Origin of the sequence: Dactylosporangium sp. CS-047395 (assembly GCF_050942185.1) — a bacterium.
Lineage (GTDB): Bacteria > Actinomycetota > Actinomycetes > Mycobacteriales > Micromonosporaceae > Dactylosporangium.
Genome location: NZ_CP192015.1, coordinates 8,975,276 through 8,994,913, shown reverse-complemented (window position 1 = coordinate 8,994,913; position 19,638 = coordinate 8,975,276). Strand labels below are relative to the sequence as shown.

General features: G+C 71.2%; 15 protein-coding genes. 13 read left to right on the top strand and 2 right to left on the bottom strand.

From position 1 onward, the window contains the following. Positions 1-3: 3 nt before the first annotated feature. The 4 genes from ACQP00_RS42005 to ACQP00_RS41990 all read left to right on the top strand — a co-directional run bounded on the left by ACQP00_RS42005 (position 4) and on the right by ACQP00_RS41990 (position 4,191). Positions 4-882: a branched-chain amino acid ABC transporter permease gene (locus ACQP00_RS42005; protein WP_433224179.1), complete on the top strand. Its 879-nt coding sequence runs from the start codon at positions 4-6 to the stop codon at positions 880-882. Next, positions 879-1,799, top strand: a complete 921-nt coding sequence (locus tag ACQP00_RS42000; RefSeq protein WP_433207762.1) for a branched-chain amino acid ABC transporter permease — start codon at positions 879-881, stop codon at positions 1,797-1,799. The genes ACQP00_RS42005 and ACQP00_RS42000 overlap by 4 nt, the downstream gene beginning before the upstream one ends. 113 nt (positions 1,800-1,912) lie before the next feature. Continuing rightward, on the top strand, positions 1,913-3,517 hold the full coding sequence (locus ACQP00_RS41995) for an MFS transporter (protein WP_433207759.1): 1,605 nt from the start codon (positions 1,913-1,915) through the stop codon (positions 3,515-3,517). A 59-nt stretch (positions 3,518-3,576) separates the two neighbouring features. After that, on the top strand, positions 3,577-4,191 hold the full coding sequence (locus ACQP00_RS41990) for a TetR/AcrR family transcriptional regulator (protein WP_433207757.1): 615 nt from the start codon (positions 3,577-3,579) through the stop codon (positions 4,189-4,191). A 59-nt stretch (positions 4,192-4,250) separates the two neighbouring features. Here ACQP00_RS41990 and ACQP00_RS41985 read toward each other — a convergent pair whose 3' ends face one another. Both ACQP00_RS41985 and ACQP00_RS41980 read right to left on the bottom strand, forming a co-directional pair. Further along, on the bottom strand, positions 4,251-6,143 hold the full coding sequence (locus ACQP00_RS41985) for a helix-turn-helix domain-containing protein (protein ID WP_433224177.1): 1,893 nt from the start codon (positions 6,141-6,143) through the stop codon (positions 4,251-4,253). 11 nt (positions 6,144-6,154) lie between these two features. After that, a complete protein-coding gene (locus tag ACQP00_RS41980) occupies positions 6,155-6,913 on the bottom strand; it encodes a 3-hydroxybutyrate dehydrogenase (protein WP_433207755.1) in 759 nt (252 codons plus the stop codon). A 139-nt stretch (positions 6,914-7,052) separates the two neighbouring features. Between ACQP00_RS41980 and ruvC the strand changes: the two genes are divergently transcribed. From ruvC to ACQP00_RS41935, 9 genes are all read left to right on the top strand, one after another. Further along, complete coding sequence (gene ruvC / locus ACQP00_RS41975) at positions 7,053-7,565, top strand: crossover junction endodeoxyribonuclease RuvC (RefSeq protein WP_433207752.1); 513 nt, start codon at positions 7,053-7,055, stop codon at positions 7,563-7,565. Further along, positions 7,562-8,164 carry a Holliday junction branch migration protein RuvA gene (gene ruvA / locus ACQP00_RS41970; protein WP_433048414.1) on the top strand — a complete coding sequence of 201 codons (603 nt, stop codon included), beginning with the start codon at positions 7,562-7,564 and terminating at the stop codon, positions 8,162-8,164. The genes ruvC and ruvA overlap by 4 nt, the downstream gene beginning before the upstream one ends. After that, positions 8,161-9,219 (top strand): Holliday junction branch migration DNA helicase RuvB, encoded by a 1,059-nt coding sequence (ruvB, locus tag ACQP00_RS41965; RefSeq protein WP_433207749.1) that lies wholly within the window; start codon positions 8,161-8,163, stop codon positions 9,217-9,219. Before ruvA ends, ruvB begins: the two co-directional genes overlap by 4 nt. A 106-nt stretch (positions 9,220-9,325) precedes the next feature. Then, a complete protein-coding gene (yajC, locus tag ACQP00_RS41960) occupies positions 9,326-9,673 on the top strand; it encodes a preprotein translocase subunit YajC (protein ID WP_433207746.1) in 348 nt (115 codons plus the stop codon). An 80-nt stretch (positions 9,674-9,753) separates the two neighbouring features. Beyond that, positions 9,754-11,595 (top strand): protein translocase subunit SecD, encoded by a 1,842-nt coding sequence (gene secD, locus ACQP00_RS41955; protein ID WP_433207743.1) that lies wholly within the window; start codon positions 9,754-9,756, stop codon positions 11,593-11,595. Positions 11,596-11,597: 2 nt separating this feature from the next. After that, positions 11,598-12,782, top strand: a complete 1,185-nt coding sequence (secF, locus tag ACQP00_RS41950) for a protein translocase subunit SecF (RefSeq protein WP_433207740.1) — start codon at positions 11,598-11,600, stop codon at positions 12,780-12,782. Positions 12,783-12,843: 61 nt separating this feature from the next. After that, positions 12,844-13,368, top strand: coding sequence for an adenine phosphoribosyltransferase (locus ACQP00_RS41945; protein ID WP_433207737.1), 525 nt, complete (start codon positions 12,844-12,846; stop codon positions 13,366-13,368). 33 nt (positions 13,369-13,401) lie between these two features. Further along, entirely contained in the window at positions 13,402-15,957 is a 2,556-nt protein-coding gene (locus tag ACQP00_RS41940) for a RelA/SpoT family protein (protein WP_433207734.1), read from the top strand. A 51-nt stretch (positions 15,958-16,008) separates the two neighbouring features. Continuing rightward, on the top strand, positions 16,009-19,623 hold the full coding sequence (locus ACQP00_RS41935; protein ID WP_433207731.1) for a hypothetical protein: 3,615 nt from the start codon (positions 16,009-16,011) through the stop codon (positions 19,621-19,623). Positions 19,624-19,638: the final 15 nt, after the last annotated feature.

Here is a 19,638-nt window from a genome sequence, read left to right as displayed (position 1 = left end):
GATATGTTCACTGGACTGCTCACCCACACGGTGAACGGCCTGGTCGGGGGCGGCTTCTACGCGCTGCTCGCCCTCGGCCTGGCGGTCATCTTCGGCCTGCTGCGGGTCGTCAACTTCGCCCACGGGGCGTTCTACATGCTCGGCGCGGTCGGCGCGTTCGTGCTGCTCGAGGAGTTCGGGCTGTCGTTCTGGACGGCGATTGTTCTGGTACCGCTCGTGCTCGGACTGCTCGGCACGGTGCTGGAGCGGACCGTGGTGCGGCGGCTGTCCACACTGGACCCGCTGTACAACTTCCTGCTCACCTTCGGCCTCACGCTGATCCTGCAGGACGCGGTGAAGTCGCGCTACGGCACGCAGTCCAAGCCCTACGGCGCGCCGGCCGGGCTCGGCGGGACGGTCGACTTCGGGGTGTTCGACTTCCCGGCGTACCGCATCTTCGTCCTCGCCGTGGCGGTCGCCCTGTGCGCCCTGGCCTGGTGGCTGCTGACCCGCACCCGGGTCGGGATGGTGGTGCGGGCCGGCATCGAACGGCCCGACCTGACCCGCGCCCTGGGCATCGACGTCGGGCGGTGGATCGCGCCGGTCTTCGGCTTCGGCGTGGCCCTCGCCGCGCTGGCCGGCGTCCTGGCGGCACCCATGCGGGCGGTCAACCCGCTCATGGGGGCCGATCTCATCATCGGGGTCTTCGCCGTGGTGGTGATCGGCGGCCTCGGCTCGGTGTTCGGCTCCGTCGCGGTCGCGTTCGGGGTGGGACTGCTGCAGGCGTGGAGCGAGGCCTACGCCCCGCCGTTGCTGGCCCAGACGCTCATTTTCCTGGTGATGGCACTGGTACTGCTGGTGCGTCCGGCGGGGCTCTTCGGGCGGGAGGAGCGGTCGGCGTGAAGTGGGTGCTCCTGGCCGCGGGGGTCGTGGTCGCGGCGTGGCTGCCCAACGGGATCTACCCGGCGGTGGCGGTCGACATGCTGTGCTGGGCCCTGTTCGCGGTCGCCATCGACCTGCTGCTCGGCTACGGCGGGCTGCTGTCCTTCGGGCACGCGGCGTTCTGGGGGACTTCGGCGTACACGGCCGGGCTGATCGCGGCCCGGCTCGGGGCGCCGTTTCCGGTGGCGGTGCTGGGCGGGGCGCTGACCGCGGCCGCCCTCGCTGTGCCGATCGGGTGGCTCGCCGTACGCCGGACCGGGATCTACTTCGCGATGGTCACCCTCGCCTTCGCGCAGATGATCTACTACGTGGCCAACGCGTGGTCGTCGGTCACCGGCGGCGAGAACGGGCTGCAGAGCGTGCCCCGCGAGTTCTTCGGGCTGGACCTGTCCGACCCGTACTACTTCTACTACGCGGCGCTGCCGATCGTGGCGCTCGGCCTGCTGCTCGCCTGGCGGGTCGTGCACTCGCCGTTCGGGCGGGTGCTGGTCGCCGTGCGGGACAACGCGAACCGGGCGCGGGCGCTCGGGTATGCGGCTGGACGGTACAAACTGGTGGTCTTCGTCCTTTCGGCCTTTCTGGCCGGGCTGGGCGGGGGACTGTTCGCGGTCGCGCACGGGTTCGTCTCCCTCGACGTGGTGCACTGGACGACGTCGGGCAAGGGCGTGGTCCTGGTCGTGCTGGGCGGGATCGGCACGCTGTGGGGCGGGGTGCTCGGGGCCGGGCTCGTGGTGGACCTGGAGGACCAGCTCTCGCAGGCCGGCTTCACCCTGGTCGGGCTGGTGACGGGCGGGATCTTCGTGCTCGTGGTGCTGCTGTTCCGGCGGGGACTTTGGGGCACCGTGGCGGATTTATTCCGCCGCCGGCGCCGGCTGTGACGGGACGCACTTTTCAATACGAGACGGTTCCGTATCGACGTGGCGGGGTCTACGTTGATACGGAACCGTTCCGTATCGTTTTGCTTCGCGTTCCGACCAGGGGGAGCTTCACCGTGGACGCACCAACTCAAGCAGCACCAGCCAACACCGGACATCCTCGACGCTGGGCCATCCTCGGCGTGCTCGTCATCAGCCTGCTCGTGGTCGTGCTGGACAACACCGTCCTGAACGTGGCCATGCGCACCATCGCCGACCCGGAGAAGGGCCTGGGCGCGTCCCAGAGCCAGCTCGAGTGGGCGATCAACTCGTACACCCTCGTCTTCGCCGGCCTGCTCTTCACCGCCGGCATCCTGGCCGACCGGCTCGGCCGCCGCATCACCCTGACCGTCGGCCTGACCCTCTTCGGCATCGCGTCGCTGGTCTCGGCCTACTCCGACTCGGCCGACCAGCTGATCTGGGCCCGCGCCCTGATGGGCCTGGGTGCCGCCGCGGTCATGCCGTCGACCCTGTCGATCATCGCCAACGTCTTCGACCCGCGGGAGCGCGGCCGCGCCATCGGCGTCTGGGCCGGCGCCGTCGGCCTCGGCGTGGCCATCGGCCCGATCGTCGGCGGCCTGCTGCTCGAGCACTTCTGGTGGGGCTCGGTCTTCCTGATCAACGTCCCGATCGTGATCGTCGGCCTGGTCCTGGTCAACGTCCTGATCCCCGAGTCGCGCGACCCCAAGCCGGGCCGCATCGACTTCGTCGGCGTGCTGCTGTCCATCATCGGCCTCACCCTGCTCACGTACGGCGTGATCGAGGGCGGCGACCACGGCTTCGGCAAGCCCGAGTCCTGGGGCGCCCTGGTCGCGTCGGTGGTCGTGCTCGCCGCGTTCGCCCTCTACGAGCGGCGCATCGAGTTCCCCTCGCTGGACGTGCGCCTCTTCGGCAACCGCCAGTTCAGTGCCTCGACCGGCATGATCGGCCTGGTCTTCTTCGCGGCCATGGGCATCATGTTCGTCAGCGCCTTCTACCTGCAGCTGGTCCGCGGCTACGGCCCGCTCGCCTCCGGCGCCCTGTTCGTGCCGTTCGCGGTCGCCCAGATGGTCTTCGCCCCGCGCAGCGCCGCCATGGTCAAGCGCTTCGGCCCCAAGGCCGTCAGCACCACCGGCCTGGTGCTGGTCGCCATCGGCCTGGCCGCCTGGATGTTCATCCAGGCCGACACCCCGATCTGGATCGTCGGTGCGCTGTTCTTCCTCATGGGCGTCGGCATGGCCAACGTGATGCCGCCCGCGACGGAGGCGATCATGTCCGCGCTTCCCCGTGAGAAGGCCGGCGTCGGATCGGCCGTCAGCAACACCATCCGTCAGGTCGGCGGCGCCCTCGGCGTGGCCGCCCTCGGCGCCGTCATCTCCTCGGTCTACCGCAGCCACATGGACTCGGCCACGAGCAGCCTGCCGGCCGCGGCGCGCGACGCCGCCAACGAGTCGATCTCGGGCGCGTACGGGGTCGCCGAGCACGCGGGCCCCGCGGCCCCGGCGCTGATCCAGCACGCGAACGACGCCTTCCTCACCGCCATGCACGGCGCGGCCATCGGCTCGGCGGCCTTCGCCGTGCTCGGTGCCCTCGTCGCGGTGATCTGGCTGCCGAAGCGGCGCCCGGCCGACGCGCCCGCACCCACCACCGCCGAGGGCCTGGCGGAGGAGCAGGGTGTCGAGCTCGTAACGGTCGGCGACTGAACGAGGCGGAGGAAACCGGTGAGTAGCTTCGGTGTGAAAACTCGGTAACAATGGAAACCATGACGCTCAGCGTGGATGTGGTGCCTGACCAGGACCGCAAAGGTCCTGGCCGGCCCCGCAGTGCCCGGGTCGACGAGGCGATCGTCGAGGCGGTGTTCGAACTGCTCAGCTCCGGCCAGAGCGCGGACGCCATCTCGATCGAAGCGGTCGCCGCGAAGGCCGGCGTTGGCAAGGCGACGATCTACCGCCGCTGGCCCAACAAGGAGGCGCTGCTCATCGACGCCGTGCTGGCCATGAAGGGCCCGTTGCCCGAACTCCCCGGCGAGTCGGTCCGGGGCGACCTGATCGCGCTGATCGCGGCGATGCGCAACAAGCGCATGTCGCACTACGGCAAGGTCACGGCCTGCCTCATGCCGGAGCTGTTCAAGAGCACCGAGATGACCGAGGCCTTCCAGAAAGCCGTCTCGGGCCCGCGCCGCGACTTGATGCGCGGGGTGCTGCGCCGGGGCATCGAATCGGGCGAACTGCGAGCCGACCTGGACGTCGAGATGGCTCTGCTGGTCCTGTCGGGGCCCACGCTGGCGCAGAACATGCTCCGCTGGAACCCGAACGTGCCGGACGAGCATTTCGCGGAGAACCTGGTCGACTTCGTCCTGCGGGGCGCACTCGCCTGACCCCTTGGTCCACCGGCCCGGCCGTGCCTTTCGAGGCACGCGCCGGGCCGTCGCCGTTGCTACGTGGCCTGCAGGCGGTTCAGGCGGAGCGCCAGTTGCACTTCCAGGGCGCGCTCAGGCTTCTGCCAGTCCGGCCCGAGCAGCTGGGCGATCCGCTCAAGCCGCTGCGTCACCGTGTTCACGTGGACGTGCAGGAGTTCCGCGGCGCGGGCCAGGCTGCCGCCCACGCCGAAGTAGGCCTCCAGCGTCTTCACCAGGGCGGTTCCACGCCGGACGTCGTAGTCGACCACGGGGCCGATCGTCGCCGACAGGAACGACTGCACATCCCGGTCGCGGCCGTCGGGAGCGGACCCCAGCAGCAGCCCCACGAAGCCCAGCTCCGCCGTGCTCGCGCCGGTGCCCGTGCGGCCCAGCGCGGTCAAGGCCGTCACGCAGCGGTCCGCGTCCCGATAAGCGGCCGCGATGGCCTCCGGGGACGTGGCCGGGCCGCCGGCGCCCGCCGTGATCGGGCGGGTCAGCAGCTTGCCCAGGTCGCGGGCGACCGCGCGGGCCGAGTCGCCCGGGGCGTCGCCGGGCAGGAGCAGGACCACGTGGCCGTCGCGGGCGGCGGCCAGGCCGGAGCGGCTGTGGGCGTACGTCTGGGCCCAGGAAACCGCGCGCTGGCGCATGGAGCCGGCGGTCAGGGCCTCCGCGCCGATGGCCACCACGACGTTCGGGGCGTCCAGGTCGACGCCGAGGCGCTTGGCCCGGGTGCGCAGGGCATCGGCGTCGCGGACGGGGCGGGTGATGACGTCGTCGAGGAGTTCGCCGCGGACCCGGCCCTCGGCCTCGGCCACGGTGCGGCGGAAGAGTTGGAGCAGGGCCGTGACGACCGCGGCGCGTTCGAGGATGCGCTGGTCGGCGTCGACCAGGGAGGCGTCGGGGCGCAGGACGAGGGCGCCGAGGTTCTCCGCGCCCGCGACGACCGCGGCCACCCACAGTTCGCCCCGGCGGACGCTGCGGCCCTCGGTGCGGGAGGCGGCCAGGGCCTCCGCGATGGCCGAGGGGTCGGGGCGGGCCAGTTCGCCGACGAGGGCCAGGGTGCGGCTCTCGGCGTCCAGGACCAGCAGGGAGCCGCCGAGGACCTCGACGACGACTGCGGCTACGTCCTCGACGCCGGCTCCGCGCAGTACCAGAGCGGTCATTCGATCGTGCGCGGCCGCCGCGCGCTCCACCGAGTCGCTGTGGGCGCGGATGACGCCGTTGGCGGTGGACAGCTCGGCCAGGGCCTCCTGGGTCTCGCCGAGCAGGCGGGCCGTGTCGATCGCGACGGCGGCGTTGGCGGCCAGGGAGACGAGGAGCGAGACCTCCTCGCGGGCGAACGGGCGGGCCGAGCGGTTGGCCGCGTAGAGCACGCCGATGATGCGGGCACCCAGCCGCAGCGGTACGCCGAGGATGGCGATCAGGCCCTCCTCGCCCACGCCCGCGTCGATGTCGCCGGTGTGCCGGAAGCGGGCGTCGCGGGGGTAGTCGGCCGTGACGTACGGGCTGCCGGTCTGCGCCACGAGCCCGCCGAGGCCGGCTCCCATGGGCAGGCGCAGGGCCTGGAAGCGCGCGGAGATGGAGCCGTCCGTGACGCGCATGTAGGTGTCGCCGCGGGTCTCGTCATTCAGCGTCATGTACGCCACGTCGGCCCCCAGCAGCGTCCGCGCGCGGTGCACGATGGCGGCGAGCACGGCGTCGACGTCGCGCAGCCCGGCGAGGTCGCTGGCGGTGTCGAAGAGCCCGGACAGCTCCTCCTCGCGGCGGCGGCGGCGCTCGAGCAGGGCCCGCACCCGCAGCGCCACGACCTTGCCCTGCTCCAGTTCGGCGATGCGCTCCGGGGGCAGCCCGGCGCCCCGGGCGGCGACGAGGGGGCCCTCGAACTCGACGGCGGCCGCCTCCCGGGCCAGCAGCTCGAGGTACTCCAGCATCGTCACACGACCTAGTGTGCGGTCCAGCCGCCGTCGATCGACAGCGAAGTGCCCGTGATGAACCCGGCGACGTCGGTGCAGAGGTACGCGACCAGCTCCGCGACCTCCTCCGGCTCGATCAGCCGCTTGATGGCCGCGCTGGTCAGCATGATCTTCTCGACCACCTCGGCCTCGGGGATGCCGTGGGTGCGGGCCTGGTCGGCGATCTGGCCCTCGACGAGCGGCGTGCGCACGTACGCGGGGTTGATGCAGTTGGCCGTAACGCCGTGCGGGGCGCCTTCGAGGGCGACGGTCTTCGACAGGCCTTCGAGCGCGTGCTTGGCGGTCACGTACGCGGCCTTGAACGGCGAGGCGCGCAGGCCGTGCACGGAGGAGATGTTGACGATCCGGCCCCAGTTGCCGGCGTACATGTGCGGGAGCACGCCGCGCACCAGGCGGAAGGGCGCCTCGACCATGACCGACTGGATGTAGGCGAACCGCTCCGGCGGGAACTCCTCCAGCGCGGCGACGTGCTGCAGCCCCGCGTTGTTGACCAGCACGTCGGCGTCGGCGTGATCGCGCAGGACCCGGTCGATGGCGGCGGGGTCGGTCAGGTCGGCCACTACGGGTACCACATCGTCGGCACTTTGGAACGACAGGTCGACCGCAATGACCTTCGCCCCCGCCGCGGCCAGGCGCCCGGCGACCGCGCGGCCGATCCCGCTGCCGGCGCCAGTCACCATCGCGGTGCGCCCCCGAAGATCGAGCGCGACCACATGCTCCGTCGTCATGGCGGAAACGTACGAGCCTTCCCGGGCCCGTCCCATGGGGCCCGCCCACATACCTTTACCGCACTCGGTGTGTGTGTCGCGCGAACGGCGCGCTTCGATCGTCCGATAGGGTGTCGAACACACGTATGAGGAGGCGGCGGTGCGCGTGCTGGGGGTCGACCCGGGCCTGACCCGATGCGGTGTCGGGGTGGTCGAGGGCCGCCCGGGCAGCCCGTGCCGGCTGGTGCACTACGAGGTCGTCCGCAGCGATCCGGACCTGGACCTGTCCCTGCGCCTGCTCAACCTCGACCGGCGGCTCACCGACCTGGTGGCCGAGCACAAGCCGGAGAGCGTCGCCGTGGAGCGGGTGTTCGCCCAGCACAACGTGCGCACCGTGATGGGCACGGCGCAGGCCGGGGCGGTCGCGATCCTCGCCGCCGCGCGCGCCGGGCTGCCCGTGCAGCTCTACACGCCGAGCGAGGTCAAGGCGGCCGTCAGCGGCAACGGCCAGGCCGACAAGGCCCAGGTGACGGCGATGGTGACCCGGCTGCTGCGGCTGGAGGTCGCGCCTAAGCCGGCCGACGCCGCCGACGCCTTAGCCTTGGCCATCTGTCATGTGTGGCGAGGCGGTGCGCGCGAGCGCATCAGCGCGGCGTTGAGGAGGACACGGTGATCGCGAGCGTTCGCGGCCGGGTGGCGGCGGTGTCGCCCGACGGTGCGGTGATCGAGGTCGGCGGCGTCGGGCTGGCCGTCCTGTGCTCCCCGCACACCCTCGCCGAGCTGCGGGTCGGCCAGGAGGCCCGGCTGGCCACCTCGCTGGTCGTGCGCGAGGACTCGCTGACCCTCTACGGCTTCGCCGACGACGACGCCAAGCAGCTGTTCGAGCTGCTGCAGACGGCGAGCGGGGTGGGGCCGCGATTGGCCCAGGCCGTGCTGGCCGTGCACACCCCGGATGTCGTACGGCGAGCAATCGGTGCGGCCGACACGTCCACGCTCACGCAGGTGCCCGGGATCGGCAAGAAGGGTGCCGAGCGGCTCGTGCTCGAACTGCGCGACAAGATCGGCGCACTGCCGGGTGCCGGATCGCCGCTGGTCGCCGGCGGTGCCGTGTGGCCCGAGCAGGTCCGCCAGGCGCTCGTCGGGCTGGGCTGGAACGAGAAGCAGGCCGACCAGGCGGTCGCCGCGGTGGCCGAGCAGCTCGACGGGCAGACCGCGCCGCCGGTGCCGGTGCTGCTCAAACAGGCGATCCGGATGCTGGGCACGATTCGATGACGGACCCCTTGGTGAGTGCCTTCGCCTCGGACGAGGATCTGGCGGCCGACCAGAGCGTGCGGCCCAAGCGCCTCGCCGAGCTGATCGGCCAGCACCGGGTCCGCGAGCAGCTCGACCTGCTGCTGCAGAGCGCCCTGCGCCGCGGCAGCCCGCCCGACCACATCCTGCTCTCCGGCCCGCCCGGGCTGGGCAAGACCACGATGGCCATGATCGTCGCCGCCGAGCTCGGGGCCGGGCTGCGGATGACCAGCGGGCCGGCCATCGAGCGGGCCGGCGACCTGGCCGCCGTGCTGACCAGCCTGACCCACGGGGACGTGCTGTTCATCGACGAGATCCATCGCATGGCGCGGCCGGCGGAGGAACTGCTGTACAGCGCGATGGAGGACTTCCGCGTCGACGTCGTGGTCGGCAAGGGCCCCGGCGCGACCGCGATCCCGCTCGACGTCGAGCCGTTCACGCTGGTCGGCGCGACCACGCGCAGCGGCCTGCTCACCGGCCCGATGCGCGACCGGTTCGGCTTCGTCGGCCAGCTCGACTTCTACGACCCCGAGGAACTGGAACAGATCATCACCCGCTCGGCCCGCATCCTCGACGTGCCGATCACCGAGGACGGCGCGGTCGAGATCGGCCGGCGCTCGCGCGGCACACCCCGCATCGCCAACCGGCTGCTGCGCCGGGTCCGCGATTACGCCGAGGTGCGGGCCGAGGGCGTGGTCGACCTGGCCGCTGCGCGGGCCGCGCTGCGCGTGTACGACGTCGACGAGCTGGGCCTCGACCGGCTGGATCGCGCGGTGCTCCTGGCCCTGCTGCGCCACGGCGGCGGGCCGGTCGGCCTGTCCACCCTGGCGGTGGCGGTCGGCGAGCAGCCGGACACGGTGGAGGAGGTGTGCGAGCCTTTCCTGCTGCGATCAGGCCTCATGGCGCGCACCCCGCGTGGCCGGATCGCCACGGCGAGCGCATGGCAGCACCTTGGAATCCCAGGTCCCGCTGGTACCGTCGGTGGCGGAAATTTCCCGGGCGGCTTGTCGCATACGCCCGATCTGTTCAGTTTGTGATAACACCGTGACGGAAGCCGGGGTTCGTGGCGTCCGACACACCGACTAGACTCGCCGCGATCCGCTGCGCGGACGTCACATACCTCGACCCGGAAGGGCCATCATCGTGAATTACGCCGCGGAGACCTCGGGCGGCAGCTCGGCGCTCCCGCTTCTCGTCGTCGTCGCCTTCGCCGCCTTCGTGTACTTCCTCATGATCCGCCCGCAGCAGAAGCGGCGCCGTGAGGTGCAGGACATGCAGTCCACGATGGGCATCGGCGACGAGGTGGTCACGGTCGGCGGCCTCTACGGCATCGTCACCGAGGTCGACAACGACACCGTCATGCTGGAGATCGCGCCGGGCGTCACCGCCAAGTACGCCCGCCAGGCCATCGGCAAGGTGAACCGGAAGGCGGCGACCGAGGAAGAGCCGGCCGCCGACGAGGAGACCGCCCCGACGCCGGACGCCGACTGAAGTACTGCTCGCTGCCCCGCTATGTGAAACATTCACGCCGCGCGACCTCCGCCGGCGTCGTGTAGGGAGACCCGACAGCCGTGGCACAACCTCAGGCACCGATGCGCCCGAGCCGCCAGCTCGCCGTGCTTGCCGCCATCTTCATCGTTCTCGCCGCGCTCGTGTGGTTCGGCGGCAGCGGTGGCTGGCGCAACCGGCTCGAGCCCAAGCTCGGCCTTGATCTGATCGGCGGGACCACGGTCACGCTGCAGGCCCAGAACCTGGAGGGCAACAAGCCGCCCACCCAGGATCAGATGGAGACCGCCCGCCGCATCATCGACCAGCGGGTCAACGGCCTGGGTGTCGCCGAGGCCGAGGTCGTCGTCGAGGGCAGCAACAACATCGTCGTCTCCCTGCCGGGCAAGAGCGACGACCGGCTCAAGCAGATCGGCCAGACCGCCGAGCTGCGCTTCCGCATGGTGCTGGGCCAGACCGGGGACACCGGGGCGACCGACCCGTCGGCCTCCGCGTCGGCTTCGGCTTCGGCTCCGGCGTCCACGGGTGCCTCGGCCACGCCGTCGGCCACCGGTTCGGCCGCCGCCACGCCGTCCGCCACCCCGAGCGGCTCGGCCGCGCCGTCGGCCTCGGCCAGCGCGCCGGCCGCCGCCGCCACGCCGTCGGGCTCCGAGGCCGCGGTCGCGCCGGACATCGCCACGCAGCGCGCCGCGGTGCAGAAGAAGCTGGGTCAGGACGTCTGGGCCGCGGCCCTCGCCGAGCAGGCCCCGATCGACTTCTCCCAGGCGCCGGACAAGGCCGAGGCCTACAAGGGCTTCAAGGACCTCACGCCGGCCGAGGTCGCGGTGCTGCCGGCGTCGATGCAGTACAACATCCCGTACGTCACGTGCGACAAGCTCAACCACCGGCCGGTCGGCTCGATCAGCAAGGCCGAGGACCCGGCGGTCGCCTGCGGCCCGGGCGTGAAGTACCAGCTCGACGCGGCCAAGGTGCTCGGCACCGACGTCTCCAGCGCCGACTCCGGGATCAACTCGCAGAACGGGCAGTGGACGGTCAACCTGTCCTTCCACAGCGCCGGGCAGAACCGCTGGACCGACCTGACCCGCGTGGCGTACAACAACGGCCAGGACAGCAAGCAGGTCGCCGTGGTGCTCGACAACGAGGTCGTGTCGGCGCCGACGATTCAGAACGTCATCCCCGGTGATGCGGAGATCAGCGGCAGCTTCACCAAGTCCGACGCGCAGCTGCTGGCCAGCCAGTTGCAGTACGGCGCCCTGCCGCTCTCCTTCACCTCGCAGGACGCGCAGAGCATCTCGGCCACGCTGGGCAGCTCGCACCTGGAGGCGGGCCTGCTCGCCGCCGGCATCGGCATGCTGCTGGTGGTGCTGTACTCGTTCTTCTACTACCGCCTGCTCGGCGCGGTCATCATGCTCAGCCTGGTGCTCTCCGGCCTGCTGGTCTTCATGGCCCTGATCCTGCTGGGCCGCGGGATCGGCTTCACGCTGAGCCTCGCCGGCTTCGCCGGGTTCATCGTCTCACTCGGTGTCGCCGCCGACTCGTTCGTCATCTACTTCGAGCGGCTCAAGGACGAGATCCACGAGGGCCGAAGTCCACGCAGCGCGGTGCCACGCGCCTGGGTCCGGGCCCGCCGCACGATCATCTCGGCCAACACGATCACCCTGATGGCCGCGGCGATCCTGTACTTCGTCTCGATCGGCTCGGTCAAGGGCTTCGCCTTCGCCCTAGGTGTCGCGACGATCCTCGACCTCGTGGTCGTGTTCCTGTTCCGTCACCCGATCATGACGCTCTTCGCCCGCAGCAAGGCGTTCCTGTCGCCGCGGGTCAGCGGCCTGGGCCGCGTGCTCGACCGACCGACAACGGACGCGGCGCCCACCAGCACCCGTCGTAACCGCCCGAAGGAGGCCTGACGATGGCTGGCAGCGGAAAGGGCCTCGCAGCCCGGCTCTACCGCGGTGAGGCCGACGTCGACATCGTCGGCCGCCGCAAGCTCTGGTTCACCGTCGCCGGCATCGCGATCATCATCGCGATCGCGAGCATGCTCGTGCGCGGCTTCACGCTGGGCATCGAGTTCGAGGGCGGCAACCAGTACAACGTGCCGGTCAAGGTCGGCACGCTGGAGCAGGTCGAGCAGGCGTTCACCGACGCGGGCGTGTCGGTCAAGACCGGCCAGACCGTGGGCGACAACCAGTACATCATCAAGACCGAACTGATCACGGACGCCGAGCGGCAGACGGACATCAAGGAGTCGGTCGCCCAGCACTTCAACATCACGCCCGAGCAGATCAGCGACAGCGCGGTCAGCACGTCGTGGGGCGGCCAGGTCACCAACAAGGCGGCGCTGAGCCTCGCGATCTTCCTGGCCGCGGTGCTGGTGTACCTGATCGCGCGGTTCGAGTGGCGGATGGCCGTCGCCGCGGTCGCCTCGCTGCTGCTGGACCTGATCCTCACCGGCGGCGTGTACTCGCTCGTCGGCTTCGAGGTGACCCCGTCCACCGTCATTGGCTTCCTGACGATTCTCGGTTTCGCCTTGTACGACGTCGTCGTGGTGTTCGACAAGGTGCAGGAGAACACCCGCGGCATCACGGGATCGAGCACCTCGACGTATTCGGAGGCGGCGAACCTGGCCGTCAACCAGACGCTGATGCGCTCGATCAACACCGGCCTGGTGGCCCTGCTCCCGGTCGGCGGCCTGCTGTTCATCGGGGCCGGCCTGCTGGGCGCGGGCACGCTGAAGGACCTCGGTCTGGTGCTCTTCATCGGTATGGGCGTCGCGGTGTACTCCTCGATCTTCTTCGCCACGCCCGTGCTGGCCGAGCTCAAGAGCCGCGAGCCGCGCCTGCAGCAGCACGCCAACCGCGTCAAGGCCAAGCGCAGCGCGCAGGCCAAGGAGGCGGCGGCCCGCACGACGTCCGGCCCGGCCCGCGACAGCGACGGCGTCCCGGTCGGCGGCGGCGGCACGGCCAAGACGGTCGAGCGCTCCGAGCTCGCCGGTGCGGCCCCGCGGCCGGGTGCCCGCCCGGCGGCCCGTCCCGGGCAGGGCAAGCGCCCGCGCGCCGGTGGCCGGCCCGGGGGCGGCGGCTCAGGCCGCAGGTAACTCTTGCGAAGATGACGGGCGCCGCGGTTGCGGCGCCCGTCTTTTCTTTGGAGGAGCGTTGGTGGACATCGCCGACCTGGTCGCGAGCAAGGTGCTGGACGTGCCGGACTTCCCGAAGCCCGGGATCGTGTTCAAGGACCTCATGCCGCTGTTCGCCGACGGCCGGGCGTTCGCGGCGGCCATCGACGCGGTCATCGCCGAGCACGGCGCGGACAGCTTCGACGTGGTGGCCGGGATCGAGGCGCGCGGGTTCGTGATCGCCGCCGCGGTGGCCTACGCCACGGGCAAGGGTGTCGTACCCGTGCGCAAGGCCGGCAAGCTGCCCCGCGCCACCGTGTCGGCCACCTACGCCCTCGAGTACGGCGAGGCGACCCTGGAGGTGCACGCCGACGCGTTCGTCGCGGGGGAGCGGGTGCTGGTCGTCGATGACGTGCTGGCCACCGGCGGGACCGCGGCCGCCACCCTCGGGCTCGTCGAGCGCGCCGGCGGCACGGTCAGCGGCTTCAGCGTCCTGCTGGAGCTGTCGTTCCTGGAGGGGCGGGCGAAACTGGCGGGACGTCCGGTTCATGCCCTGTTGACCGTCTGAGCGGCGTTTTCCGGCACCTCGCGCTGACGGGAAATGTCGGTGGGGGCGGGTAAGCTTGCGGTTCGGAACGTTGTCGGCGATGAGGAGCGGCCGGTGACCGGCGACATCGCACCCCCCATTGAGGGTACGGTCGACCACGTGCAGGATGAACCGCAGGACGCCCGCGAGACCGCCACGCCGGAGACGGCGGAGGCTGGCGGCGTGGTGCTGCAGTTCCCGACGCCGCCCGGTGCGCCGCAGCGCCGCACGCCCGAAGAGCTTCTGGGCGAGGACACGGAGGACCTGACCGACGCGGCCAGCGGGGTTACGGGCACCATGGCCGGGCTCGTCGGGGCGGCGCCGACCGGGCGCCGGGTGCGGGCCCGCCTCGCGCGCTTCAACGCGCCCTGGCAGAGCCCCTCGGTGAGCGAGGTGCTGGAGCCGCTGATCGCCCAGCACAAGGCGAGCCACCCGAAGGCCGACGTGCGGCTGCTGCAGCGCGCCTATGACATGGCGGAGCACTTCCACAAGGGGCAGTACCGCAAGTCCGGCGACCCGTACATCACCCACCCGCTCGCCGTGGCCACCATCCTCGCCGACCTGGGCATGGACACCACCACGCTGGTCGCCGCGCTGCTGCACGACACGATCGAGGACACCGAGTACACGATCGAACGCATGCAGGTCGACTTCGGCGGCGAGGTCACGCTGCTCGTCGACGGCGTCACCAAGCTCGACAAGGTCAAGCTGGGCGACGCGGCGAAGGCCGAGACGATCCGCAAGATGGTCGTGGCGATGGCCAAGGACCCGCGGGTCCTGGTGATCAAGCTGGCCGACCGGCTGCACAACATGCGCACCCTGACCTTCCTGCCCCGCCCCAAGCAGGAGCAGAAGGCCAAGGAGACGCTGGAGATCCTGGCCCCGCTCGCGCACCGGCTGGGCATGAACACGATCAAGTGGGAGCTGGAGGACCTGGCGTTCCGCACGCTGTTCCCCAAGCGCTTCGACGAGATCAGCCGGCTCATCGCCGAGCACACCCCGCAGCGCGACTCGCTGCTGCGCACCGTGACCCAGAAGGTCGCCAACGATCTCAAGGCCGCCAAGATCAAGTCGGAGGTCACCGGGCGGCCGAAGCACCTCTACTCCGTCTACCAGAAGATGATCGTCCGCGGCCGCGACTTCGGCGACATCTACGACCTGGTCGGCGTGCGCATCCTGGTCGACACCGTGCGCGACTGCTACGCGGCCCTCGGCGTGATCCACGCGAACTGGCAGCCCGTCCCGGGCCGGTTCAAGGACTACATCGCCATGCCGAAGTTCAACATGTACCAGTCGCTGCACACGACGGTCATCGGCCCGACCGGCAAGCCCGTCGAGCTGCAGATCCGCACCTACGCCATGCACCGCACGGCCGAATACGGCATCGCGGCCCACTGGCGCTACAAGGAGACCAAGAACGCCACGATCGCCGGCCCGCCCGCCCACATCGACGAGATGACCTGGCTGCGGCAGCTGCTGGACTGGCAGCGCGAGGCGAGCGACCCCAGCGAGTTCCTCGACGCGCTCCGCTTCGACCTGTCCAGCCAGGAGGTGTACGTCTTCACGCCGAAGGGCGACGTGATCGCGCTGCCCACCGGCTCGACCCCGGTCGACTTCGCCTACGCCGTGCACACCGAGGTCGGCCACAAGTGCATCGGCGCCCGCGTCAACGGCAAACTCGTGCCCCTGGAGAGCACCCTCTCCAACGGCGACGTCATCGAGATTTTCACCTCGAAGTCCGAGACCGCCGGCCCGACCCAGGACTGGCTGGGCTTCGTCAAAAGCCCAAGAGCCAGAACCAAGATCCGCCAGTACTTCAACAAGGAACGCCGCGAGGAGGCGATCGAGGCCGGCAAGGAGGCGATCGTCAAGGCCATGCGCAAGCAGGGCCTCCCGCTGCAGCGCCTCCTCACCTCCGAGTCGCTGATGACGATCGCCCGCGAGCTGCACCTCTCCGACGTGGCCGCCCTCTACGCGGCGGTCGGCGACGGCCAGACCTCGGCCCAGTCCATCGTCCAGCGCCTCGTGCAGGGCTACGGCGGCGAGGAGGGCGCGGTCGAGGACATCGCCGAGACCGCCATCCCGACCCGCCCGGCCCGCCCGCGCACGGCCGCCTCCGACCCCGGCGTCGAGGTCCTGGGTGTGGACGACGTCTGGATCAAGCTGGCGCGGTGCTGCACGCCGGTCCCGGGGGACGCCGTCTTCGGCTTCGTGACGCGCTCGGGGGGCGTGTCGGTGCACCGCGACGACTGCGCGAACGCGGCCGACCTCAAGGAGCAGCCGGAGCGGGTGCTGGAGGTCAGCTGGAAGCCCACCAGCGCGTCGACCTTCCTGGTGGCCATCCAGGTCGAGGCGCTGGACCGGCACAAGCTCCTGGCCGACGTCACGCGGGTGCTCTCGGACGAGAAGGTCAACATCCTCTCGGCCACCGTGACGACCACTCGGGATCGGGTGGCGATCAGCCGGTTCAGCTTCGAGATGGCCGACCCGAAGCACCTGAACCACCTGCTGGCGGCGGTGCGGCGGATCGACGGGGTGTACGACGCCTATCGGGTGACTTCGGGCGCCTGATCCCTCCCGCTGTGCGCACCCTGGGTTGACAGGGTTGGCACAGTGGGTCGCATGGGGCGGCGGTGGTGGCAGCACTCGTCGGCAGCGCTGCTGCTGGGCGCGGCGCTGGCGCTGATCGGCAACCTGGCCACCAGCACCGTCTCGGTCAAGGCCTGGTGGTGGCCCTGGCTGCTGTGGTCGCTCGTCCTGCTGCTGGTCTTCGCCGCATGGTTCGTCGAAGCGCGGCGAGGCCTGGGCGGCGTGCCGGACGACGCTGTGGTGGCGCGCACCGTGCGCGATCTGGCGCAGCGGCTGCTGACCTCGTACGAGCAGCAGGAGTGGCGGCACGGCGTCAGCCAGGCGTTGCCGTTGCGGGTCCGGTTCCGGTGGGCCGAGTCTTCGCTGCCCCTGGGTGACATCGACCGGATCGTCGAGGCGTTCCTCGGCCTGCCTCGCCGGCAGCTGATCATTCTCGGCGAGCCCGGGGCCGGGAAGAGCGTGCTGGCGCTGCTGTTGTCGCGTCGGTTGCTGTCGGAGCAGGCCGGCGGCGATCCGGTGCCGCTGTTCCTGCCGATCTCGTCGTGGGATCCGACGACCGAGACGGTCGAGGATTTCGTCGTACGGCGGCTCCGCCTCGACCATCCCCGCCTGTTCCCGACCGCGCAGTCGGCCCGGATGCTGGTGACGCCGCTGCGCACCAGTTCGGCCGGGCCGCCGGTGCAGCTCGTGACGCCGGTCCTCGACGGGCTGGACGAGCTGCCGGCCGAGCGGATTCCGGCGGCGATCACGAAGCTGCGGCAATTCGTGTCGTCGGGGCGGGCGCTGGTGGTGACGTGCCGGAGCCGCGAGTACGCGTTGATCACGCGGGACCGGCCGGGGGACCTGGAGCAGGCCGCGCTGATCGAGATCCAGCCGGTCGCACCGGAGCACGTCATCGAGTTCCTTCGCCGTCCAAAGGCCACGTCCGCGCGCTGGGAGCCGGTGTTCGACCTGCTGCGCGACGATCCGGACGGGGTTCTCGCCACGACACTGACGACGCCGCTGATGGCGGCGATGACGCGGACGGCCTACCGGGAACCGCATCGCGATCCGGCCGAGCTGACCGAGTTCCGCACCAAGACCGAGATCACCTCACAGCTGATCGACCGGTACATGGCGGCTGCCTATGACCCGGACGCGGGGGAGGCGCTGCACCGGTACCCACCGGAGAAGGCCATCCGGTGGCTCGGCACGCTGGCCTACAACGCATACGAGCAGGGCACCCGGGACCTGCACTGGCGCACGCTGCCGTTCGCGGCCCTGCATCCCCGGCCCGTGCTCGTGCAGCTGCCGTTGGCGGCCGCCGGTGTGCTGGTCCTGGCCCTGCTCGGCTTCGCTGCCGGGTCGGTGCACGGGGCGATCGCCGGGACGATCATCGCCGCACTGCTCTGGATCAGGTGGAAGCCGCTGGCCCTCGAAGACGAGCCGAAGCTGTGGTTCGTCGCCATTCCCGTCCTCGCGCTCCTGACCGGGCTGGCCACCGGGGTCGCGCTCGGGTCGTGGTGGGTCGGCATGGTCGCGGGCGCGGCGCAGGGACTCGCGTACACCGGCCTGATGCTCTGGCGGCGGCCGCGCGCCGCGGCGCTGCGGGTCGTCGTGTGGTGGTTGCTGGGGGTGGGCGCCTTCGCGTCGGCGGCGGCGTGGCGAGACCCGGAAGCCGTCGCGCTCTGGTCGATGACGGCCGCCGGGATGCTCGGTGGCGCCGCGCTGCTCAGCCGGTTCGTGTGGCCGTGGGCCGTTCACCGCGCAAGCCATCTGACGCTCGCCGCCCGTGGCCGGCTGCCGTTGCGGCTAACCCGTTTCATGCAGGACGCCTATGTCCGCGGCGTCATGCGCAGGAGCGGCGCCGTGTGGCAGTTCCGGCACGCCTTGATCAACGACCGCCTGGCCGCGCCGGCCCGGCGGCGAGTCCTCTTCGAAACGGCCTCGGCCGGCGACCTCAGTGCGCAGCGCGAGCTGGCCGAAACAGCGGATGACGCCGGCGACGCGGAAGCCGTGTCGGCCATGCTGCGCCGTCGGGTGGCCAGGCGCGATGACGATGCCGTGATCATCCTGGCCGAGTTGCTCGACCGGCGTGGCGAGACGTCCGCCGCGTTGCACCTGCTTCGGGAGAATGCGCGGCAGTGCGATGGTGCGCCGGCGTCGCAACTGGCGAGCCGACTGATCGAGCGGGGCGACGAGGACGAACTCCGCGCCCTCGCCGAGCGGGGCAACATCCAGGCCCTCGTGCACGTGTACGAAGCGTTCGTCCAACGAGGAGATCAGGCCGGAGCGGATGCGGTGCTGCTCGGCGCCCTGGACAACCTGCCCCGGCGCGCCGCGCTGGAGCTGGCCGGGCATGACGCTGTCGGCGCCGACCTCGTCAAGGGCCGGGTCGGCTGGGTGGGGTCGCGGCGGGCGCGGCGGTGCCGCCTGATCCGCCGGAAGCGACGCCGGCGGGGCCGGGTCATGGACGTGCTGCAGTTCGAGCAGCACCTGGGGGCCCTGTGGTATCGAGCGAGGCAGGGCGACATGGTCGCGGTCGAGGAGCTTGCCCAGGTGTTCCGCACCGGTGGCGACGCGATCGCCTCGACCGTGCACGGGACCAATGGCGACCGTCCGGTGCGGGAGGCCCTGATCGAGCTGCTGCTGGAACGAGACGACGATCAGGCCCTCCGGCGGCTCGAACCGCACGGCGACGACGTCGCCGTGGCGCTCGGGACGATGCGAGCGCGAGAGGGTCGCAACGACGAGGCCATCGCATTCCTGCGTCCGGTGGCACCTCGCCTCGCCGAAGCGGCCGTGTGCCTGGCGCCGCTGCTCACCGCCCGCGGCGACGCCGACGGCGCCGTCATCGCGCTGCGGGACCATGCCCGCAGCTCCGACCGCGCCGCCCGGGAGCTGGCCGAGCTGCTCGTGCGCCGTGACGACCGCGCCGGTGCGATGGCGATCCTGCGTCGTTGGTCGGTCCGGGACGGGCTGAGCGCCATCCGGCTCGCCGAACTGCACGCCGAGCGCGACGAGATCCGCGAAGCACTCGAGGTGCTCGAGCAGCGAGTCGCCCGGGAGGTACCGGACTACGGCTCTGATCCCCGGGACGCGGCCGAGTATCTGTTCGGGTTTCTCCGCCGCCGGACGGACCTGGTGCGCCTGCGGGCCTGGGCCGTCCGTGACCGCCGCGCCCTGCCTCACTTGGCCGGCCTGCTGAACGACCTGGGCGACCTCGATGCGGCGATCGCCATGCTGCGGCCGCACGCCAACCGCTTCGACGGTGAGCTCGCCATGCTGTTGTACCAGCGCGGCGACCTCGACGAACTGCGCCGCCTGACCCGGCGTGGCGACGCTCAGGTCGTCGGGAAGTACACGCAGCTGTTGTACGAGCACGGCCGGGGCGACGAGGGTGACGCGTTCCTGCGCGCGTGGATCGAGCGGCGGGACGTCCACGTCGATGACGAGGCCCTGGCGATCCTCGTCTTCGAGCACGGCCGTGACGAACTGGCGGGACGGCTGGTCCGCAGCGGACGGTTCCACCGGTATACCGCGATGCGGCTGGTGGACCAAGGGTTCTTCGATGCTGCGGCCGCGCTGGCGCGCCTTCTCGGCCCCTTCGATGCCGAGTATGTCTTGGACGAACTGCGCCGCCGCGGTTGGGGAACCGTCGAGGACTGACGCGAAAAGAGCCGC